Annotated in this window: 18 protein-coding genes; 15 read left to right on the forward strand and 3 right to left on the reverse strand. The window is 72.0% G+C overall.

The window, feature by feature from the left end; all coding sequences use genetic code 11:
* Positions 1-19 precede the first annotated feature (19 nt).
* Positions 20-295 (forward strand): hypothetical protein, encoded by a 276-nt coding sequence (locus tag HD593_RS45655; RefSeq protein ID WP_185109155.1) that lies wholly within the window; start codon positions 20-22, stop codon positions 293-295.
* On the opposite strand, the gene HD593_RS45660 is transcribed toward HD593_RS45655, so the two are convergent.
* Positions 292-486: a DUF3046 domain-containing protein gene (locus HD593_RS45660; RefSeq protein WP_148439320.1), complete on the reverse strand. Its 195-nt coding sequence runs from the start codon at positions 484-486 to the stop codon at positions 292-294. The two genes, HD593_RS45655 and HD593_RS45660, sit on opposite strands and share 4 nt — an antisense overlap.
* 44 nt (positions 487-530) lie before the next feature.
* On the opposite strand from HD593_RS45660, the gene HD593_RS45665 reads away from it, so the two are divergent.
* Positions 531-725, forward strand: a complete 195-nt coding sequence (locus HD593_RS45665; RefSeq protein WP_185109156.1) for a hypothetical protein — start codon at positions 531-533, stop codon at positions 723-725.
* Positions 726-737: 12 nt separating this feature from the next.
* Here HD593_RS45665 and HD593_RS45670 read toward each other — a convergent pair whose 3' ends face one another.
* Entirely contained in the window at positions 738-1124 is a 387-nt protein-coding gene (locus HD593_RS45670) for a VOC family protein (RefSeq protein ID WP_246547069.1), read from the reverse strand.
* Positions 1125-1313: 189 nt separating this feature from the next.
* Here HD593_RS45670 and HD593_RS45675 point away from each other — a divergent pair, with 189 nt between their 5' ends.
* The 13 genes from HD593_RS45675 (at position 1314) to HD593_RS45735 (ending at position 18557) form a co-directional block, all read left to right on the forward strand.
* Positions 1314-5912 carry an ATP-dependent helicase gene (locus HD593_RS45675; protein WP_379478778.1) on the forward strand — a complete coding sequence of 1533 codons (4599 nt, stop codon included), beginning with the start codon at positions 1314-1316 and terminating at the stop codon, positions 5910-5912.
* Between the two features lie 69 nt (positions 5913-5981).
* Entirely contained in the window at positions 5982-6587 is a 606-nt protein-coding gene (locus HD593_RS45680) for a TetR/AcrR family transcriptional regulator (RefSeq protein WP_185109159.1), read from the forward strand.
* Positions 6584-7336, forward strand: a complete 753-nt coding sequence (locus HD593_RS45685) for an ABC transporter ATP-binding protein (RefSeq protein WP_185109160.1) — start codon at positions 6584-6586, stop codon at positions 7334-7336. Before HD593_RS45680 ends, HD593_RS45685 begins: the two co-directional genes overlap by 4 nt.
* Complete coding sequence (locus HD593_RS45690; RefSeq protein ID WP_185109161.1) at positions 7327-9081, forward strand: hypothetical protein; 1755 nt, start codon at positions 7327-7329, stop codon at positions 9079-9081. Before HD593_RS45685 ends, HD593_RS45690 begins: the two co-directional genes overlap by 10 nt.
* A gap of 10 nt (positions 9082-9091) precedes the next feature.
* On the forward strand, positions 9092-9880 hold the full coding sequence (locus HD593_RS45695) for a hypothetical protein (RefSeq protein ID WP_185109162.1): 789 nt from the start codon (positions 9092-9094) through the stop codon (positions 9878-9880).
* Between the two features lie 25 nt (positions 9881-9905).
* Positions 9906-10583, forward strand: coding sequence for a GntR family transcriptional regulator (locus tag HD593_RS45700; protein ID WP_185109163.1), 678 nt, complete (start codon positions 9906-9908; stop codon positions 10581-10583).
* A 90-nt stretch (positions 10584-10673) separates the two neighbouring features.
* Positions 10674-12290 carry an ABC transporter substrate-binding protein gene (locus tag HD593_RS45705; protein WP_185109164.1) on the forward strand — a complete coding sequence of 539 codons (1617 nt, stop codon included), beginning with the start codon at positions 10674-10676 and terminating at the stop codon, positions 12288-12290.
* The gene (locus tag HD593_RS45710) at positions 12290-13249 is read left to right on the forward strand and encodes an ABC transporter permease (RefSeq protein WP_185109165.1); all 960 of its coding nucleotides are present in this window, start codon (positions 12290-12292) and stop codon (positions 13247-13249) included. Before HD593_RS45705 ends, HD593_RS45710 begins: the two co-directional genes overlap by 1 nt.
* On the forward strand, positions 13242-14069 hold the full coding sequence (locus HD593_RS45715) for an ABC transporter permease (protein WP_185109166.1): 828 nt from the start codon (positions 13242-13244) through the stop codon (positions 14067-14069). Before HD593_RS45710 ends, HD593_RS45715 begins: the two co-directional genes overlap by 8 nt.
* On the forward strand, positions 14066-15031 hold the full coding sequence (locus HD593_RS62690) for an ABC transporter ATP-binding protein (protein ID WP_185109167.1): 966 nt from the start codon (positions 14066-14068) through the stop codon (positions 15029-15031). The genes HD593_RS45715 and HD593_RS62690 overlap by 4 nt, the downstream gene beginning before the upstream one ends.
* Positions 15028-15990 (forward strand): ABC transporter ATP-binding protein, encoded by a 963-nt coding sequence (locus tag HD593_RS62695; RefSeq protein ID WP_312904202.1) that lies wholly within the window; start codon positions 15028-15030, stop codon positions 15988-15990. Before HD593_RS62690 ends, HD593_RS62695 begins: the two co-directional genes overlap by 4 nt.
* A gap of 48 nt (positions 15991-16038) precedes the next feature.
* Complete coding sequence (locus HD593_RS45730) at positions 16039-17820, forward strand: gamma-glutamyltransferase family protein (RefSeq protein WP_185112530.1); 1782 nt, start codon at positions 16039-16041, stop codon at positions 17818-17820.
* On the forward strand, positions 17817-18557 hold the full coding sequence (locus HD593_RS45735) for a sulfite exporter TauE/SafE family protein (protein ID WP_185109168.1): 741 nt from the start codon (positions 17817-17819) through the stop codon (positions 18555-18557). The genes HD593_RS45730 and HD593_RS45735 overlap by 4 nt, the downstream gene beginning before the upstream one ends.
* Here HD593_RS45735 and HD593_RS45740 read toward each other — a convergent pair.
* Entirely contained in the window at positions 18554-19639 is a 1086-nt protein-coding gene (locus HD593_RS45740) for a carboxylate-amine ligase (protein WP_185109169.1), read from the reverse strand. The two genes, HD593_RS45735 and HD593_RS45740, sit on opposite strands and share 4 nt — an antisense overlap.
* Positions 19640-19676: the final 37 nt, after the last annotated feature.

Below are 19676 nucleotides of genomic sequence, written 5' to 3' on the forward strand. Positions count from 1 at the left end.
CGACAACTGGAGGCGGCACGTGGCGAGCGGCTACACCGGGGAACGACGCGTCCATCTCGAGGCACTCGCCGAGCTGCTACCCGCCCACGGCCTGGTGAGCCGCATGGTCGGCGGCGAGGACCCGGTGTTGTGGGTGTGGCACCCGCGCACGGGCCGCCAGACGATCATCTTCGCCACGCCGTCGAACCACGGCTGGCAGTTCCTGTGGTCGCCGGGCGGGCAGTGCCCGGCGGCCGAGCCGGAGCGCGCGGCCACGGCGCTGCGTGACGCGCTCGATCAGGGGCAGCCGGCCTAGCGCAGCTTGGGCGAGACGTCCTCCACCTGGCAGACCGCCCGCCACACCGTCTTGGCGCTCTCGCCGTCGGCCAGCGCCTGAACGACGGTGCGGCCGCCGAGCGGGGCCAGGACGTAGTCGCGGGCCCACGACTCCGCGTACATCTCACCGAAGTGAGCGTTCATCCGTCTCCAGAACTCGGTCAGGCGCATGAACTCAAGTATGGAAGCGCCCGAGGGGTGGGTAGGACATCCCCATGCCAAAGACCCCCAAGTCTTCACCCCCGAAGACAGCCAAGACGAAGGCCAACAGGGCCAGGCGCCGCCGGTTACTGCTCGAGCTGCGGCTGGCCGTACGGAAGGAGAAGGAGGAGCGTGCCGAGCGGCACGCCGGTCTCAGGCAGGAGCCGCGTGCGGGCAAGCCGCGCACGCGCAGGGCGTCGCGGCGCTAGTCACCTCACGGGTCACAGCACGCGCGCGCCGTACATCTCACCGAGATGGTCGGCGAGCAGCTCCAGCCGGGCGCCGTCGGGGTCCTTGAAGTAAATGGAGGCGCCGCTCTCTATCTGGTGCGGCACGCCGGCCATCTCCAGCTTCCCGCGCAGCCTCTCCCACGTGGCGGGGTCGACGGAGATCGCGATGTGGTGCAGCCCGCCGAGCACTTCCTGGTACGGCCCGAGGTCGAGGCCGGGGAAGTCGAAGAAGGCGAGCAGGTTCCCGTTCCCGATGTCGAAGAAGAAGTGGTTCGACCCCTTGTAGTCGCGATTCTCGATGATCTCCGTGAGCGGGAACTCCAGGAGCTCCTGGTAGAACTTGATGGTGCGTTCCACGTCGGACGAGATGAGCGCCATGTGGTGCAGACCACGCGCGCTGCTGGACGGCCGGTGCGGTAAAACGTAGCGCTGCCTTATCTCCGCTCGGCGGGCTTCGATGGCCGTGTAATCGATGGTGGTCACGGTCGCTGTATGTCCGCCAGGGCGCCGGCTCAATCACCCGCCACCGCGCCAAATGCGTTTTCTGTCGGTGGCGGGAGGCACTATGTGCAGGTGAGCTCCCTAGCCCAGTTCAGCCAGGTGACCAGGCAATGGTTCGCCGGGGCCTTCCACGCGCCCACCGCCGCCCAGGAGGGGGCGTGGGAGTCGATCTCGCGGGGCGACCACACGCTGGTCGTCGCGCCGACGGGCTCGGGCAAGACGCTGGCGGCGTTCCTGTGGTCGCTCGACCGGCTGGCCGCCGCCCCGGAACAGGCCGCCCCAGGGCAGGCCGCACCGGAGCAGACCACATCGGAGCAGGCCGCACCGGAGCAGGCGAAGGAGCGCAAGGGCACGAGGGTCCTGTACGTGTCGCCGCTCAAGGCCCTGGCCGTGGACGTCGAGCGCAACCTGCGCGCGCCACTGGCCGGGCTGAAGCAGACGGCGCGGCGGCTGGGCCTGCCGGTGCCCGAGATCTCGGTGGCGATCCGCTCGGGCGACACCCCCGCCGAGGACCGCAGGCGGTTCGCCGCGAAGCCGTCCGACATCCTGATCACCACCCCTGAGTCGCTGTTCCTGCTGCTCACCAGCCAGGCGCGGGAGGCGCTGCGCGGCGTGGAGACGGTGATCGTGGACGAGGTGCACGCGGTCGCGGGCACCAAGCGCGGCGCCCATCTCGCGCTCAGCCTGGAGCGGCTCGACGCGCTGCTCGACCGGCCCGCGCAGCGGGTGGGGCTGTCGGCGACCGTGCGGCCGGTGAGCGAGGTGGCGGCGTTCCTGGGCGGGGCGCGGCCGGCGACGGTGGTGCAGCCGCCGTCCGACAAGCGGATCGAGGTCGAGGTCGTCGTCCCCGTCGAGGACATGACGGAGATGGAGGGCCGCGCGCAGGGAGCCGCCCAGGAGGAGGAGTTCGCGCCGGAGCCGGGCAACCGGTCGATCTGGCCCCACGTCGAGGACCGGCTGTTCGACCTGATCGAGGCCCACAGCTCCACGATCGTCTTCGCCAACTCGCGGCGGCTGGCCGAGCGGCTGTGCACGCGGCTGAACGAGCTGGCCTACGAGCGGGAGCAGGGCACCGAGACCGTCGACCTGTCCATCTGGGAGACCGGGCCGTCGAAGCCGATGCCCGCCGAGGTGATGGCGCAGGCGGGTGCGAGCAAGGGCGTGGTGACGGAGATCGTACGCGCCCACCACGGCTCGGTCTCCAAGGAGGAGCGGGCGCAGATCGAGGAGGCGCTCAAGTCGGGCCGGTTGCCTGCCGTGGTCGCCACCTCCAGCCTGGAGCTGGGCATCGACATGGGCGCGGTCGACCTGGTGGCGTGCGTGGAGGCGCCGCCGAGCGTGGCCAGCGGGCTGCAGCGCATCGGCCGGGCGGGTCACCAGGTGGGCGCGGTGTCCAGGGGCGTCATCTTCCCCAAGTACCGGGGCGACCTGGTGCAGACCGCCGTGGTGGCGGAGCGGATGAAGAGCGGTCTGATCGAGGAGCTGCGCTATCCGCGTAACCCGCTCGACGTGCTCGCCCAGCAGATCGTGGCGATGACCGCGCTCGACGAGTGGACGGTCGACGAGCTGGAGAGCGTGATCAGGCGGGCCGCCCCCTACGCCACGCTGCCGCGCACCGCGCTGGAGGCCACGCTCGACATGCTGGCCGGGCGCTATCCGAGCGAGGAGTTCGCCGAGCTGCGGCCGCGCATCGTGTGGGACCGCGTGACCGGCACCCTCCAGGGGCGTCCCGGCGCGCAGCGGCTGGCGGTGACGAACGGCGGCACGATCCCCGACCGGGGCCTGTTCGGCGTGTTCCTGGTGGGCGAGCGGGCCTCCAGGGTGGGCGAGCTGGACGAGGAGATGGTCTACGAGTCGCGGGTCGGCGACGTGTTCGTGCTGGGCGCGACCTCCTGGCGGATCGAGGACATCACGGCCGACCGGGTGCTCGTCTCGCCCGCGCCGGGGCAGCCGGGCAAGCTGCCGTTCTGGCACGGCGACGCGCCGGGGCGGCCGGCCGAGCTGGGCCGGGCGATCGGGCAGTTCCTGCGCGAGCAGGCCAAGCAGGGCTCGACGGACCGGATGCGGGAGGCGGGCCTGGACGAGTACGCCTCGGGCAACCTGCTGGCCTATCTGAAGGAGCAGCGCGAGGCGACCGGTTACGTCCCCGACGACCGCACCCTGCTGGTGGAGCGCTTCCACGACGAGCTGGGCGACTGGCGCGTGGTCATCCACTCCCCGTACGGCGCCCGGGTGCACGCGCCGTGGGCGCTGGCGATCAGCCGGCGGCTGCGCGAGCGCTACGGCATCGACGTGCAGGCGGTGCACTCCGACGACGGCATCGTGCTGCGCATCCCCGACACGCTGGCCGAGCCGCCCACCGACGTGGCGGCCTTCGACGCCGAGGAGATCGAGCAGATCGTCACCGAGGAGCTGGGCGGGTCGGCCATGTTCGCCTCCCGGTTCAGGGAGTGCGCGGGCCGGGCGCTGCTGCTGCCGCGCCGCACGCCGGGCCGGCGCAGCCCGCTGTGGCAGCAGCGGCAGCGGGCGGCCCACCTGCTCGGCGTGGCCTCGCAGTACGCCTCGTTCCCGATCGTGCTCGAGACGATGCGCGAGTGCCTTCAGGACGTCTTCGACGTGCCGGGCCTGGTCCAGCTCATGCGCGACATCGCCGCGCGCAGGGTGCGGGTGGTGGAGGTGGAGACGTCGCAGGCCTCGCCGTTCGCGGCGGCGCTGCTGTTCCACTACGTGGGCGCGTTCATGTACGAGGGCGACGCCCCGCTGGCCGAGCGGAGGGCGCAGGCCCTGGCGCTCGACACCACGCTGCTGGCCGAGCTGCTCGGCCAGGCCGACCTGCGCGAGCTGCTCGACCCCGACGTGATCTCCGACAGCGAGCGCGAGCTGGCCAGGCTCGACCGGCCGCTGCGCGACCTGGAGGACCTCGCCGACCTGCTGCGCTCGCACGGGCCGCTGCTGGCGCCCGACGTGAGTGTGCGCGGCGGTGATCCGGCCTGGCTGGAGGAGCTCGAACGGTCGCGGCGAGCGATCAGGGTGCGGGTCGCCGGTGAGGAGCAGTGGGCGGCCATCGAGGACGCCGCGCGCATGCGTGACGCGCTGGGCGTGCCACTGCCGGTCGGGATCCCGCACGCGTTCCTGGAGCCGGTGGCCGATCCGCTGGCCGACCTGGTGGCGCGGCACGCCCGTACACGGGGCCCGTTCCACGCGGGCACGGCCGCCGCCAGGTTCGGGCTCGGGGTGGCCGTGGTGACCGACGCGCTGCGGCGGCTGGCCGCGACGGGGCGGGTCGTCAGCGGTGAGTTCCGGCCCGGCGGGCGGGGCGAGGAGTGGTGCGACGCGGGCGTGTTGCGGATGCTGCGCCGCAGGTCGCTGGCCAGGCTGCGCAAGGAGGTCGAGCCGGTCGCCCCGGAGACCCTGGCGCTGTTCCTGCCGGCCTGGCACGGCGTCACCAGCTCGGAGAAGGTGGCGAAGGGGGGCTCCGCGCAGGCGATGGACGCGCTGGTGCGCTCGATCGAGCAGCTCCAGGGGGCCGCCGTGCCCGCGTCGGCGCTGGAGACGCTGGTGCTGCCCTCGCGGGTGCCCGGCTACCATCCGGCCCTGCTCGACGAGCTGACCTCGGCGGGCGACGTCATCTGGGTGGGGCAGGGTTCGCTGCCCGGCGGCGACGGCTGGGTGTCGCTGTACTTCGCCGACACGGCGCCGCTGCTGATGCCCGAACCTGCCGAGATCACGATGACGCCGGTGCACGAGCGCGTGCTGGAGCTGCTCGGCGGGGGCGGCGCGCTGTTCTTCCGCGGCATCTCCGACCAGTTCGGCTCCGCACAGGACGACACCACGCTGGTGGCCGCGCTGTGGGACCTGGTGTGGTCCGGGCGGGTCTCGGGCGACACGCTCGCCCCGCTGCGGGCCACGCTCGGCACCGGGCGGCCCGCCCACCGGCCCGCGACGACGCGGCGGCGCAGGGCGGTGCTGCCGAGCAGGAGCGGCCCGCCGACGGTGGCGGGCCGGTGGTGGCTGCTGCCGCCGGCCGCCCCCGACGCGACCCAGCGGGCGAACGCGCAGGCCGAGGTGCTGCTGGAGCGGCACGGCGTGGTGACGCGCGGGGCGGTGACGTCGGAGCGGCTGCCCGGCGGGTTCACGCCGATCTACCAGGTGCTGCGGGCCTACGAGGAGAGCGGGCGGTGCCGCAGGGGGTACTTCGTCGAGGGGCTGGGCGGCGCGCAGTTCGCGCTGCCCGGGGCGGTGGACCGCATGCGGGCCATGGCGCCCGCGATCGGGTCCCCGGGAAGCGGTGGTGAGGGGCGGCGGGCCGTGGTGCTGGCCGCCGCCGACCCGGCCAGCCCGTACGGCGCCGCGCTGCCCTGGCCGCAGCACCCCGGCGACGTCGGGCACAAGCCCGGCAGGAAGGCCGGTTCGCTGGTCGTGCTCGTGGACGGCCACCTGGTGCTGTACGTCGAGCGCGGCGGCAAGACGCTGCTGTCGTTCCACGACGGCGACCGGCTGCAGCCGGCGGTCGACGCGCTGGCCCTGGCCGTACGTGACGGGGCGCTGGGCAAGCTGACCGTGGAGCGGGCCGACGGCACCGCCATCGTCGACTCGCCGCTGGCGGCGGCCCTGGAGGCGGCCGGCTTCCACCCGACGCCGCGAGGGCTGCGCCTGCGCGCCTGAACGACCCTTCCGGCATGAGGCCGGCCCCCGGTCTCCCCAAAATTTGAATGACCGTTTAAAATCCTGAGCGTGACGCCAGAAAGTCGAACGTTCATTGAAGAGGCGCGCCGGGCCCAGATCATCGAGTGCGCGATCGACGTGCTCGCCGAGCACGGCTACCCCCACACGACCCTGGCCAGGATCGCCCAGCGAGCCAGGATCAGCACCGGCGTCATCTCGTACCACTTCGGCGGCAAGGACCAGCTCATCGAGGCCGTGGTCGCGGAGGTGGCCAAGCTGGCCACCGACCTGATGATCCCGCGCATCCTGGCCCAGACCACCGCCATGGAGGGCCTGCGCGCCTACATCGAGAGCAACCTCGAGTTCATGCGGCTGCATCGCAAGCCCCTCCTGGCGCTGGTGCAGATCGTCACGCACGCGGTCGGGGAGGGCAGCCGCGCCGGCCCGTACGACCACCAGGCCGACGTGGCCATCACCGACCTGGAGAAGCTGCTCGACTGGGGGCAGCGCTCCGGCGAGTTCCGCGACTTCGACCTGCGCAGCATGGCCATCGCCATCAGGGGCGCCATCGACGCCGTGCCCGGCCGGCTGCTCAAGGACCCCGCCTTCGACCTCGACCTGCTCGCCCGCGAGCTGGTCACCACCTTCACCCTCGCCACCAGGAGACAGCCATGACGGCGCCCGCATTAGAGATCAAGGGCCTCACCAAGGCCTTCGGTGAGAACGTCGCCGTCGACCACGTCGACCTGAGCGTTCCCCAGGGCTCGTTCTACGGCCTGGTCGGGCAGAACGGCGCCGGCAAGACGACCACGCTGTCCATGGCGGTGGGCCTGCTGCGCCCCGACGCGGGCACCGCGCGCATCTTCGGCGCGGACGCGTGGGCCGACCCCGCCAGGGCCAAGCAGCTCGTCGGCGTGCTGCCCGACGGGATGGCCATGCCCGAGCGGCTCACCGGCCGCGAGGTGCTGACCTACCTCGGCCTGCTGCGCGGGCTGAGCAAGGAGGTGGTGGCCGAGCGGGCCGAGGAGCTGCTGTCGGTGCTGGAGCTGGACGCGGCGGAGAAGACGCTGGTCATCGAGTACTCCACCGGCATGCGCAAGAAGATCGGCCTGGCCACGGCGCTGCTCCACGCGCCCAGGCTGCTGGTGCTGGACGAGCCGTTCGAGGCGGTGGACCCGGTGTCGGCGGCGACGATCAAGCAGATCCTGCGCGGTTTCGTGGCGGGCGGCGGCTCGATCGTGCTGTCCAGCCACGTGATGGCGCTGGTGGAGCAGCTCTGCGACCACGTGGGCGTGATCGACAAGGGCCGGGTGGCCGCGGCGGGCCCGCTGGACGAGGTGCGCGGGACGGCGACGCTGGAGGACCGGTTCGTCGAGCTGGTCGGCGCCGGCTCCACCGCCGCCAGGGGGCTGTCATGGCTGTAGCGCTCACCATGGCCAGGATGAAGCTGTCGATCCTGCGCCACTCGACCCAGGGCCAGCAGGGCGGCATGATGGCCTCCGCCGGCAGTGTCGGCGTCCTGCTGGCGGGCGGCACGATCGTGCTGGCGTTCCTGGACGGCGACTGGCTGGCCGCCGCGTACTCCGTGTGGCTGCTCGGCTGGATCATCGGCCCGGTGTTCTCAGGCGGGGGTGACGAGACGCTGCGGCCGGAGTTCTTCTCGCTGCTCGGCCTGCGGCCGCAGCGCATGGCGGCAGGGCTGCTGGTGGCGGCGTTCGTGGGTGTGGCCCCCGCGGTCAGCCTGCTCGCGCTGGCGGGGCTGGTGGTCGCGGGCGTACGCGAGGGCGTCGCCGGGGCGCTCGTGGCCGTGCCGGCGATGGTGTTGCAGCTGGCCGTGTTCGTGCTGCTGTCGAAGGTGACCGTGGCGCTGATGGGGCTCGCGCTGGGCTCCAGGATCGGGGCGATCGGCGCCGGGGTGGTCAACGGGGTGATCCTCGCCTTCCTGGGGCAGATCTGGGTGTTCATGGTGGCCTTCGGCCAGGGCGGGCAGGTCCCGGAGGTCGTCCGGTACCTGCCGTCCGGGTGGGGGCTGCTGGCCGTACAGGGTGAGTACCTGGCGCTGGCCGCGATGGCGGTGCTGGTCGTGCTGCTGCTGGCGGCGTGGGCGGCGCTGCTGACCAGGCGGGCCGGCCGGAGCCGGCCCTCGACGCGGGGCCGCAGGCCGATGCGGGCCGCCACCCCGCACGGCGCCGTGGTGGCCAAGGAGCTGCGGTCGTGGACGCGGGACCTGGTGCGCAACCACCAGCTCGCCTTCGCCTTCACGTATGGCGTGGCGTTCGCGGCCGTGCCGCTGGTGCTGGGCATCGCGGAGATGTTGCCGCTGGCCGGGCCGCTGTTCATCATGATGGCGGCGGCGATGACCGCCAACGCGTACGGCACCGACGGCACCGCCCACTGGCTGACGCTCATGACCCCGGGCGCCTCCGACGTGCGGGGCAGGCAGCTCGCCTGGCTGGCGGCGGTGGGGCCGGTCGGGCTGGTGCTGGCGGTGGCCTGCACGGCGATCGTGGGCGGCCCGTGGCCGCTGGTCATGGCGGCCACGTTCGCGCTGATCGGCGGGGCTGTGGGGCTGGTGCCGCTGGTGTCGGTGGTCGGGCTGATCCCGGGCATCGACCCGAAGAACCGGGGCGGCAACCCGCTGCGTACGAGCGAGGACGACGGCTCGGCCACCGGCATGGCGTACCTGATGCTGCTCCTGGTGGCGCTCACGGCGGCGCCGGCCGTGGCGGTGGCGGTGTTCTTCGGCTGGTGGGGCGTGCCGGCCGGGCTGCTGTCCGGGGCACTGTGCTGGTGGGGGTTCGGCCTGCTGGCGGAGCGGCGGCTGACGGCCCAGGGGCCGGAGCTGCTGCACCTCATGCGTACGGGCCGCCGGCCCGACAGCGGCGCCAAGGCGTCGGAGACGTTCAAGCTGCCCGACAACATGACGCGGACACAGCGGCTGATCGTGATCATCTGCTCGTCGCTCGGCGCGATCCCGCTGGTGCCGCAGGGCATCGTGGCCATGGTCTTCCTGTCGAACGGGCAGCTCCGGCAGTCGTGGTTCCTGGCCACGCACATGCCGCCCGGCCTGCGCTGGCCGGTGGCGATCGGGTTCGTCCTGCTCGGCCTGGCCATGTACGGCACCGCCCTGTGGTTGTGGTTGCGGGCGAAGAGGGCCGCCGCGGGGTAGGAACCGCGGTATGCGACCACTGGCGCGATTACGCGCGGACCTCGCCACCGGCAAGAACCTCGAGATCTACCTGACGGCGGCGATCGCCCTGGTGGTCGGCGTGCTCGGCGTCTTCGACCTCGTGGACGCGAAGGTCGTGGGCGCCGCCACGCTGGCCACGCTGGCACTGGTGGCGGTGAACGCGCTGGGCCCCCGCCACCAGGTCGCCGACCTCGAGAAGCGGGTCGCCGAGCTGAGCCGCCTGCTGGAGGCGGGGATGCCCGGCGGTGACTTCCTGTCCGGCGACACCAAGGAGTTCGACGCGCGCATCAGCCGCAGCCTCGACCTCCGCTTCGCCGGGGTGACGCTCAACCGCACGATGCGCTCCTACGTGAACGATCTGCGCAAGGCGCTGGAGCGGGGAGCGTCGGTCAAGGTGCTGCTGATCGATCCCGCGGGCCCCGTGCCGGAGGAGGCCGCCAGGCGGTCGACGATCCCGGACCAGCCCGACGTGTTCGAGCACCGCGTCAGATCCACGCTGTACCTGCTGCGGGACCTGCCCGTCAGGGAGCGGCTGGAGGTCAGGCTGCTGCCGTTCGTGCCAGCGTTCATGATGTTCGCGCTGGATGCCGGTGACGAGGACGGCCTGGTCCACGTCGAGCTGGGCGGTCATCGTTCGCCGGGGCCCACGCCGGGCTTCACGCTCTCCAACCGCCGCGATCATCAGTGGTGCCGGTACTTCGTGGCGGAGTTCGACCGGCTCTGGGAGGTCGCGAGAGAAGTTACGGACACCGACTGGTATCCGGCGCGGCATCCCTAACATCTTGTATACGATAAATCCCCCTATGACTGATATGACGCTGGGCGGGGCCCATCAGACCTTGCGTGACGAGGTCACCAAGGAGCTGCGCCGCCGCATTCTCTCCGGCGAGCTCGCCCAGGGTGAACGCCTGGTCGAGGACCGGCTGGCCGCCGCGCTCGGCGTCTCGCGCAACCCCGTACGCGAGTCCATCCGGGTGCTGGCCGCCGAGGGATTCATCCAGGTCGTCCCCCGCCTGGGCGCCACGGTGGCCCGGCTGTCGGCCGAGGAGGGCGAGGAGCTCTTCGACGTGCGCATGGCCATCGAAGGGCTGGCGGCGCGGCTGGCCGCGCGCAAGCGCTCCCCCGCCACGGCCGATCGGCTGCGCCGGCTGCTGGACCAGGCGAGGGAGGCGGTCGAGGCGGGGCGGCTGGAGGAGGTGGCCGATCTGAACACGTCCTTCCACCTGGCCGTGGGCGAGGCGACGGGGAACTCGTACCTGGCGCTGATGATGAAGCCCATGCTCCAGCGGGCGCAGTGGATCTTCAGCCAGACCGCCGCCGCGCGCGGGCCGCACTCCTGGACCGAGCACCTGAGCCTGTGCGAGGCGATCGCGGCGGGCGACGAGGACGAAGCGCAGGCCAGAGCCATCGCACACGTGGCCGCCGCCCGGCGGTCGTTCCTGGAGGCCGTCGGCCGCAGGACAAAACACCCAAACGATTAGGAAACGCTCAGGTAACAACATAGGGTGATGAAACACCGCTGAAATGTGGCATCTTGTATACAGTCTCCTAAACGTTTCAACGGAGGCATCATGCGACCGTCCCCCAAGGTCGTCGCGGCGCTCGTCACTCTCCCCCTCGCCCTGGCGGCCTGTGGTGGAGGCGGAACGAGCAGCACGCCCGCGGCACCGAGTTCCATAGCCAGCGCCTCGGCCGACCACCGGCCGGTCAAGGCCGGCGGCACGCTCAACATCGCGCTCAACGCCGACCCCGACGCCCTGGACCCGAGCATCTCGACCACGCTCGTGGGCCGCGAGGTGTTCGCGAACATGTGCGAGAAGCTCTACGACATCGACGCCTCCTCCACCCTGATCCCGCAGCTCGCCGCGGCCATGCCCGAGCTGTCGGACGGCGGCAGGGAAGTGACGATCAAGCTGCGCGAAGGCGTCAAGTTCAACGACGGCACCCCGCTCGACGCCGAGGCGGTCAAGAAGTCGCTGGACCGGCACCGCACCTGGGAGAAGTCGGCGCGGCAGGCCGACCTGGCCGCCGTGACCAAGGTGGAGGTGGTCGACCCCGCGACGATCAAGCTCACGCTGACGCAGCCGTTCACGCCGCTGACCGCGCAGCTCGCCGACCGCGCCGGCATGATCATGTCGCCGAAGGCGCTGGAGTCCGAGGGCGACAACTTCGGTGCCGGCCCGGTCTGCGTCGGGCCGTTCAAGTTCGCCAGCCGCACCTCCGGCAGCCAGATCGTGCTGGAGAAGTCGGCCGAGTACTACGACGCCGCCAAGGTCAAGCTCGACAAGCTCGTATACAAAATCATCGTCGACCCCAACGTGCGGGCCGCCAACCTCAAGTCCGGCGACGTGCAGGTTGCCGACCAGCTCGCCACGAACACGGTCGCGGGCGTGCAGTCCGACCCGAACCTGACCGTCGTGTCCGGCGGCGGCCTCGGCTACTACGGCTTCCAGATCAACATCGGCAACGCCAGCGGCTCGACCGAGAAGCCCGGCCCGATCGACACGCCGCTGGGCAAGAGCCCCGAGCTGCGCGAGGCGTTCGAGCTGGCGCTGGACCGCGACGCCATCAACAAGGCCGTCTACAACGGGCTGCACGAGGTCGACTGCTACCCCGTCCCGCTGGACAGCCCGTACCGGCCGAAGGACCTGACCTGCCCCAAGCGTGACCTGGCCAAGGCCAAGCAGCTCGTGCAGGCGTCCGGCGTGCCGACGCCGATCGCGGTCACCCTCGCCACCCCGAACGACGCCGTCAACCAGCGCCTGGCGCAGGTCATCCAGTCGATGACCAAGGAGGCCGGCTTCAACGTGAGCGTGCAGACGGCCGAGTTCGTCAGCGTGCTGGAGCAGGGCAAGGCAGGCAAGTTCGACGTCCTGCTGAGCGGCTGGTCCGGCCGCGTCGACCCGGACGGCAACCTCACGAACCTGGTCACCACCCAGGGCAGCAACAACTACGCGGGCATGTCCGACCCCGGCATCGACGACCCGATCAAGCAGGCCGCCGCCGAGACGGACACCGCCAAGCGGGCCGAGCTGTACGGCAGCGCCATGAAGAAGGCCGCCGAGCTGCGTGGCGTGGTGTACCTGTACCACAACCTGTACTACCTCGGCATGCACAAGACCGTCGCCGGTGTCCAGTACTTCAAGGACGGCCTGCCCCGCTACGTCACCGCCGGGTTCGCCGCCTGATGCTCTGGTTCATCCTCCGGCGCTGCGGATCGGCCGTGCTCGTGCTGTTCCTGTCCAGCGTCCTGATCTTCCTGGGGATCCGGGCGCTGCCCGGTGACCCGGCCTCGGTCATGGCCGGCCAGGAGGCCTCGCCGGCCGCGATCGAGGCCATCCGCAAGGAGTTCGGCCTGGACAAGCCGCTGCCCGCGCAGTACGTGGACTACGTCGGCCAGACCCTCACCGGCAACTTCGGCCGCTCGACCCAGGACCAGATCCCCGTGGCCGACATCCTGGCCGAGCGGCTGCCGGTGACGCTGGAGCTGTCGCTGCTGGCCATGCTGGTCGCGATCGTCGTCGGCGTGGGGGCGGGCATCGTGGCCGCCGTCCGCCGCGGCAGGTTCGCCGACTACGTGGCCACCGGCTTCGGCCTGGCCGGGCTGTCGGTGCCGCACTTCTGGCTGGGCCTGCTCGGCATCCTGCTGTTCGCCGTCACCTGGCGCGTGCTGCCGGCCTCCGGGTACGTCCCGTTCACCGAGGACCCGGCCGCGAACCTGCAGCGCATGATCCTGCCGGCCCTGGTGCTCGGCACCGGCTTCGCGGCGATCCTGATGCGGCAGACCCGCTCGGCCATGCTGGGCGCGCTGTCGGCCGACTACGTCAGGACGGCCAGGTCCAAGGGCCTGTCCGAGGCCAAGGTGGTGGGCGCGCACGCGCTGCGCAACAGCCTGACGACCGTGGTGACCGTGCTCGGCCTGCAGCTCGGCGCGCTCATCAGCGGCGCCGTGGTGACCGAGCAGATCTTCGTCATCCCCGGCTTCGGCAAGCTCACCGTGGACGCGGTGCTGACCAGGAACTATCCCGTCATCCAGGCGGTCGTGCTGGTCACGGTCATCGGCTACGTGCTGGTGAACCTGCTGGTCGACATCGCCTACGCCTTCCTCAACCCCCGGATCCGGCTGTCGGGAGGCGCCCGTGACTAGGCACTGGCGACGTTTCAGGCGCCGGCCGATGCCGATGGCGGGCCTGGTGCTGGTGGTCGCGTTCGTCCTGCTGGCCCTGATCGGCCCGCTGGTGACCGGCGACCCCGCGGCACAGGACTACCTGGCGACGCTGGCTCCCCCGTCGGGCGCGCACCCGATGGGCACCGACGACCTGGGCCGGGACGCCTTCGCCAGGATCGCGCACGGCGCCCAGGTGTCGTTGCAGGCGGGCGTGCTGTCCACGCTGCTGGCGATGGTGGTCGGCATCCCGATCGGGCTGGTCGCCGGCTTCTACCGGCGCTGGCTGGACCCGATCGTGATGCGGCTGGTGGACGTGACGCTGGCGTTCCCGTTCCTGGTGTTCGCGGTCGGCCTGGCGGCGATCATCGGGCCCTCATTGAAGGGCGTCGTGCTGGCGCTGGGCTTCTCCCAGCTCCCGGCGATCATCCGGATCACCCGCGGCGAGGTGCTGGCGGTCAGGGAGATGGACTACGTGGCCGCGGCCATCGCCGACGGCGCGGGCGACGGGCACATCATCTTCCGCTACGTGCTGCCGAACTGCGCCAGCCCGCTCATCGTGCAGGCCACGGTGGCGATCCCGGCGGCGATCATCGGCGAGTCCACGCTGTCGTTCCTGGGTCTGGGCGTGCAGCCGCCGACGCCGTCGTGGGGCGTGATGCTGACGACCGCGCAGCAGTACCTGAGCGACGCGCCGTGGCTGGCCATCTGGCCCGGGCTGATGATCGCCCTGGCCACGCTCGGCTTCAACCTGCTGGGCGACGGGCTGCGCGACGTACTGGACCCGAGGAGCCACCGATGAGCCTGCTGGAGATCACCGACCTCAAGGTCGGCTTCGACACCGAGGACGGCCACGTCCAGGCGGTCAGGAACATCTCGCTCACCCTGGACGAGGGCGAGATCCTCGCGCTGTGCGGGGAGTCGGGCTGCGGCAAGTCGGTCACCGCGATGTCCATCCCCCGGCTGCTGCCGCCCGACACGACGCGGCTGTCCGGCTCGATCAAGCTGGACGGCCGCGAGCTGACCACGCTGCCCGAGCCGGAGATGCGGCAGGTACGCGGCAAGACCGTCTCGGTCGTCTTCCAGGAGCCGATGACCTCGCTGAACCCGTCGTTCACGGTCGGGTACCAGATCACCGAGGTGCTGCGCCGGCACGAGAAGCTGTCGCGGCAGGCCGCCGCCAAGCGGGCCGTCGAGCTGCTGGAGCTGGTCGGCATCCCGGCGCCGGTGCGCCGGATGAAGGAGTACCCGCACCAGCTCTCCGGCGGCATGCGGCAGCGCGTGATGATCGCCATCGCCGTGGCCTGCTCGCCGCGGGTGCTGATCGCCGACGAGCCCACCACGGCGCTCGACGTGACGATCCAGGCGGGCGTGCTGGACGTCTTCCGCGACCTGCGCGACCGGCTCGGCACCGCGATCATCCTGATCACGCACGATCTGGGCGTGGTGGCCGACATCGCCGACAGGGCCATGGTCATGTACGCGGGCCGCGCCGTCGAGCAGGCCCCGGTGGCCGAGCTGTTCGCGAACCCGCGGCACCCGTACACGCTGGGCCTGATGAAGGCCCTGCCCTCCGCCGCCGTGAACGGCCGCCTGGCGGAGATCCCCGGCATGGTGCCCTCGCCGCTGTCGGACCCGGACGAGTGCGCCTTCCACGACCGCTGCCGGTTCGCCCAGGCGGACTGCCGGGCGTCCAGGCCCCTGCTCGAACGCCAGGCCGAAGACCACCTGGCGGCCTGCTTCCACCCCGGAGGTCAGTCGTGATCCTGCGGATCGACAACCTGGTCAAGCACTACGGCCCCGTGCGGGCCGTGGACGGCCTGTCGCTGGAGATCGGCGAGGGCGAGGTGCTCGGCCTGGTCGGCGAGTCGGGCAGCGGCAAGTCCACGGTCGGCAAGTGCGTGCTGCGCCTGACCGAGCCGACCGCGGGCTCGATCGAGCTGGGCGGCAAGGACATCACCCACCTGTCGCGCCGGGCCATGCGCCCGCTGCGCAGGGACGTGCACATGGTCTTCCAGGACCCGTTCTCCTCGCTCAACCCGCGCTTCACGATCGAGCGGATCGTGGCCGAGCCGCTGCTGCGGCACAAGGTCACCGACCGGCGCGAGGTCGCGAACCGGGTGGCGGCGATGCTGGAGAAGGTCGGGCTGCGCCAGGAGATGCGCAAGCGGTTCCCGCACGAGCTGTCCGGCGGGCAGCGGCAGCGGGTGGGGCTGGCCAGGGCGCTGATCCTGGAGCCCAAGCTGGTCGTGGCGGACGAGCCGGTGTCGGCCCTGGACGTGTCCGTGCAGGCGTCGGTGCTCAACCTGATCACCGACCTGCAGCGGGACATGGGGTTCTCGTGCCTGTTCATCACCCATGACCTGTCGGTCGTGGAGTTCCTGGCCGACCGGATCGCCGTCATGTACCTGGGCAGGATCGTGGAGTCCGGGCCGACGGCCGAGATCTTCGCGGGGCCGCGGCACCCGTACACGCAGGCCCTGCTGTCGGCGGCGCCGGTGGCGGACCCGGCCAGGCAGCGGGAGCGGCGCAGGATCGTGCTCGGCGGCGACGTGCCGAGCACGATCGACCCGCCGCCCGGCTGCCGCTTCCACACGCGGTGCCCGCTCGCCTACGACGAGTGCCGCACCTCCGAGCCTCTTTTGAACGACCCGCGTGGCAGCGGTCACCCCGCCGCGTGCCACCTGGTAACGGCGGACCGCGTCCCCGACGCGGCCAAGTAAGGAGAAAACTTGTTCACCACCAGGCCCGAGCTGTCGGGCGACTTCGGCATGGTCGCCAGCACGCACTGGCTGGCCTCCGCCACCGGCATGGGCGTCCTGGAGCGCGGCGGCAACGCGTTCGACGCCGCGGTGGCGGCCGGGTTCGTGCTGCAGGTCGCCGAGCCGCACCTGAACGGCCCCGGCGGCGAGGTGCCGATCCTGTTGTGGAGCGAGGCCGAGCAGAAGGTGTCGGTCGTGTGCGGTCAGGGCGTGGCCCCCGCCGCGGCCACCATCGAGCGCTTCGCCGAGCTGGGCCTGGACGTCGTGCCCGGCACCGGGCTGCTCGCGGCGACCGTGCCGGGAGCGTTCGGCGGCTGGATTCTGATGCTGGAGCGCTGGGGCACCTGGTCGCTGGCCGACGTGCTGGCGCCGGCGATCCACTACGCCGAGCACGGCGTGCCGGTGCTGGAGCGCATCTCGGCCACGATCGGCTCGGTCGAGGAGCTGTTCAGGCAGGACTGGCCGACGTCGGCGGCCACCTGGCTGCCGGATGGGAACGTTCCGAAACCCGGCTCGAAGCTGGCCAACCCCGTGCTGGCCGCCACCTACCGCCGGGTGGTCGCCGAGGCCGAGGCCGCGTCGAGCACCCGCGAGGGGCAGCTCGCCGCCGCCAGGAAGGCCTGGTACGAGGGCTTCGTGGCCGAGGCGATCGCCGAGTTCAGCGCGACGACGGCCTGGCGCGACAGCTCGGGCGAGGTGCACGGCGGCCTGCTCACGGGCGACGACCTGGCGGGCTGGTCGGCCTCGGTGGAGGAGCCGCTGACCTACGACTACCGGGGCTACACCGTGGCCAAGACCGGGCCGTGGGGCCAGGGCCCGGCGTTCCTGCAGCAGCTCGCCCTGCTCGACGGCTTCGACCTGGACGGCATGGACTTCCTCGGCGCCGACTACCTGCACACGGTGACGGAGGCCGCCAAGCTGGCCTTCGCCGACCGCGAGGCCTGGTACGGCGACACCGACGTGCCCATGGCCGACCTGCTCAGCCCGGCCTACAACGCCGAGCGGCGGCGGCTGATCGGCGACCGGGCGAGCCTGGAGCTGCGGCCGGGCGCTCCCGGCGGCCGGGCCCCCCGGCTGCCCGTCTTCCCCGACCCGGGCACGGCCAGCGACGCGCCCGGCCTCTCCGGCGCCCGCAAGCCGCAGGGGGTCGGCGAGCCGACAGTCGGAAAGGGCGTCGGCGAGCCCACGGTCTCCCGCGACGGCATGGTCAAGGGCGACACCTGCCACGTGGACGTCGTGGACCGCTTCGGCAACATGGTGTCGGCCACCCCCAGCGGCGGCTGGCTGCAGAGCTCCCCCACCATCCCGAGCCTGGGTTTCTGCCTGGGCACCCGGGCCCAGATGTTCTGGCTGCAGGAGGGCGTGGCCACCGCGCTGCGGCCCAGCGCGCGCCCGCGTACGACGCTGTCGCCGTCGTTCGCGCTCAGGGACGGCAAGCCGTGGCTGGCGTTCGGCACCCCGGGCGGCGACCAGCAGGACCAGTGGAGCCTGAACTTCTTCCTCGCGGTCGTCCACGGCAGGCTGAACCTCCAGGAGGCCATCGACGCCCCCATGTTCCACTCCGAGCACTTCCCCAGCTCGTTCTTCCCGCGCGGCTCCCGCCCCGGCGTCATGCACGTCGAGGACCGGGTGGACGCGGGCGTCATCGCGGAGCTGCGGCGGCGCGGGCACGAGGTCGAGGTACAGGACTCGTGGTCGCTCGGCCGGCTGAGCGCGGTCGCCCGTGACGGCGCCTTCCTCAAGGCCGCCGCCAACCCGCGTGGCGCCCAGGGCTACGCTGCCGGCCGATGACCGACCTGCTCTTCCTGCTCGGTGCCGGCCTGCTGGCCGGTGTGGTGAACGCCCTGGCGGGCGGGGGGACGCTCATCTCGTTCCCCGCCCTCCTGGCGCTGGGTTACCCGGGCCTGACCGCCACCGTCACGAACGCGGTGGCGTTGTGGCCCGGCTATCTGGGGGGTGTGCTCGGCTACCGGGCCGAGCTGAAGGGGCAGCGGCGCAGGGCCACGCTGCTGTCGATCACCGCGGTGCTGGGGGCCTGCGTGGGCAGCTCGCTGCTGCTGCTCACTCCGGGCAAGCTGTTCGAGTCGATGGTGCCGTGGCTGGTGGCCTTCGCCAGCCTCGCCCTGCTCGCGCAGCCGTGGCTGCGCAAGCTCATCGGCGGGGAGGCCGATGAGCGGACCAGCCCCATGGTGTACGCCGGGGTGTTCGCCGGCGGGTGCTACGGCGCCTACTTCAACGGCGGCATGGGCGTGGTGCTGCTGACCGTGCTCGGCCTGTTCCTGCACGACAACCTGCATCGCGTCAACGCCGTGCGGGCCGTGCTCTCGCTGGTCGTCAGCTCGGTCTCGGTCGTCGCGTTCTCCCTGTTCGGGCCCGTGGAGTGGCGGGCCGCGGCGGTGATCGCGCCGGCCAGCCTGGCAGGCGGGTTCCTCGGCACGCGGCTGGCCAGGCTGATGCCCGCCAAGGTGCTCAGGGGCGTGGTCGTCGCGTTCGGCCTGGGGGTGGCCGTCGCGCTGGCCCTGCACTAGGCGACGGTGGCCTCGATGAGGTCGTCCACCACCTCTTCGAGGGCGTTCCCCCTCGCGTACGCCCGCCGCTGCCGCGTGGCCCCCGACCCCTTGCGCAGCAGCCGGTCGAGGCCCTCCTGGATGAACGTCAGGTCGCCGGCCTCGGCCAGCGCCGGGCGTACGTGCTCCAGGAGGCGCCCGGCCAGCACCGCGGCGGGCACGAGGGTGCCGTGCCGTACGTCGAGGCTGTCGCCCTGCAGCCCGTCGCGGGCGGCCCGCCAGTAGGCGGCGCGCAGCACCTCGGCGGGCACGGGCAGGCCGCGGTCGCCGCGCGCGACGGCGGCCAGCGCGGTGACCACCAGCCCGCGGATGAGCCCGATCAGGGTGAGGCTGTCGGCCACGTCGAGCGGCACGTCGGCCACCCTGATCTCCACGGTGGGCAGGCGGGACGACGGGCGCGTGTCCCAGTAGACGGTCTTGGCGTCGAGCAGCGCGCCCGACTCCGCCAGCGCCCGCAGGGCCAGCTCGTACGCCCCGAACGACGGGAAGAACGGGGGCGCGCCGGAGACCGGCCACCGCCCCCAGCTGATCACCCTCCAGGAGGCGTACCCGGTGTCGCGGCCCACGAAGAACGGCGAGTTGGCGGCCAGCGCGATCAGCGTCGGTAACCAGGGCCGCAGGTGGTTGCCCACGTAGACGGCGTGCTCGGCGTCGGGCACGTCCACGTGCACGTGCAGGGCGCAGATGCTGATCTCGTCCTGCAGCGCGCGGTAGAGCGTGCGGCCCTGGTGGTAGCGGTCGTCGTCGGTGAGCGGCGGCGGCATGACGTTGCCGAGCACGGGGATGCCGCTGGCGACGACGGCCAGGCCGCACGAGCGGGCGGCGCCCGCCACCTCCTTGCGGGCCGCGCGCAGTTGCGAGCCGAGCTCGCTCAGGTCGGCGGAGGGCGGCGTACGGGCCTCCACCTGGAATCGGGTGATTTCTTGTACCACGTCGAGCATGTCCGTCGCGGCGGCCAGAACCTCGGCCGCCCGGGGAGCCACGTGGCGGGTGCGGGGATCGACGATGAGGTACTCCTCCTCGATCCCGATGAGCGGAACCATGCCCACACCTCGCTGGGGAGTCCAACCCTCCGTAGGG

The sequence above is a fragment of the Nonomuraea rubra genome, assembly GCF_014207985.1.
Classification (GTDB): Bacteria; Actinomycetota; Actinomycetes; order Streptosporangiales; family Streptosporangiaceae; genus Nonomuraea; species Nonomuraea rubra.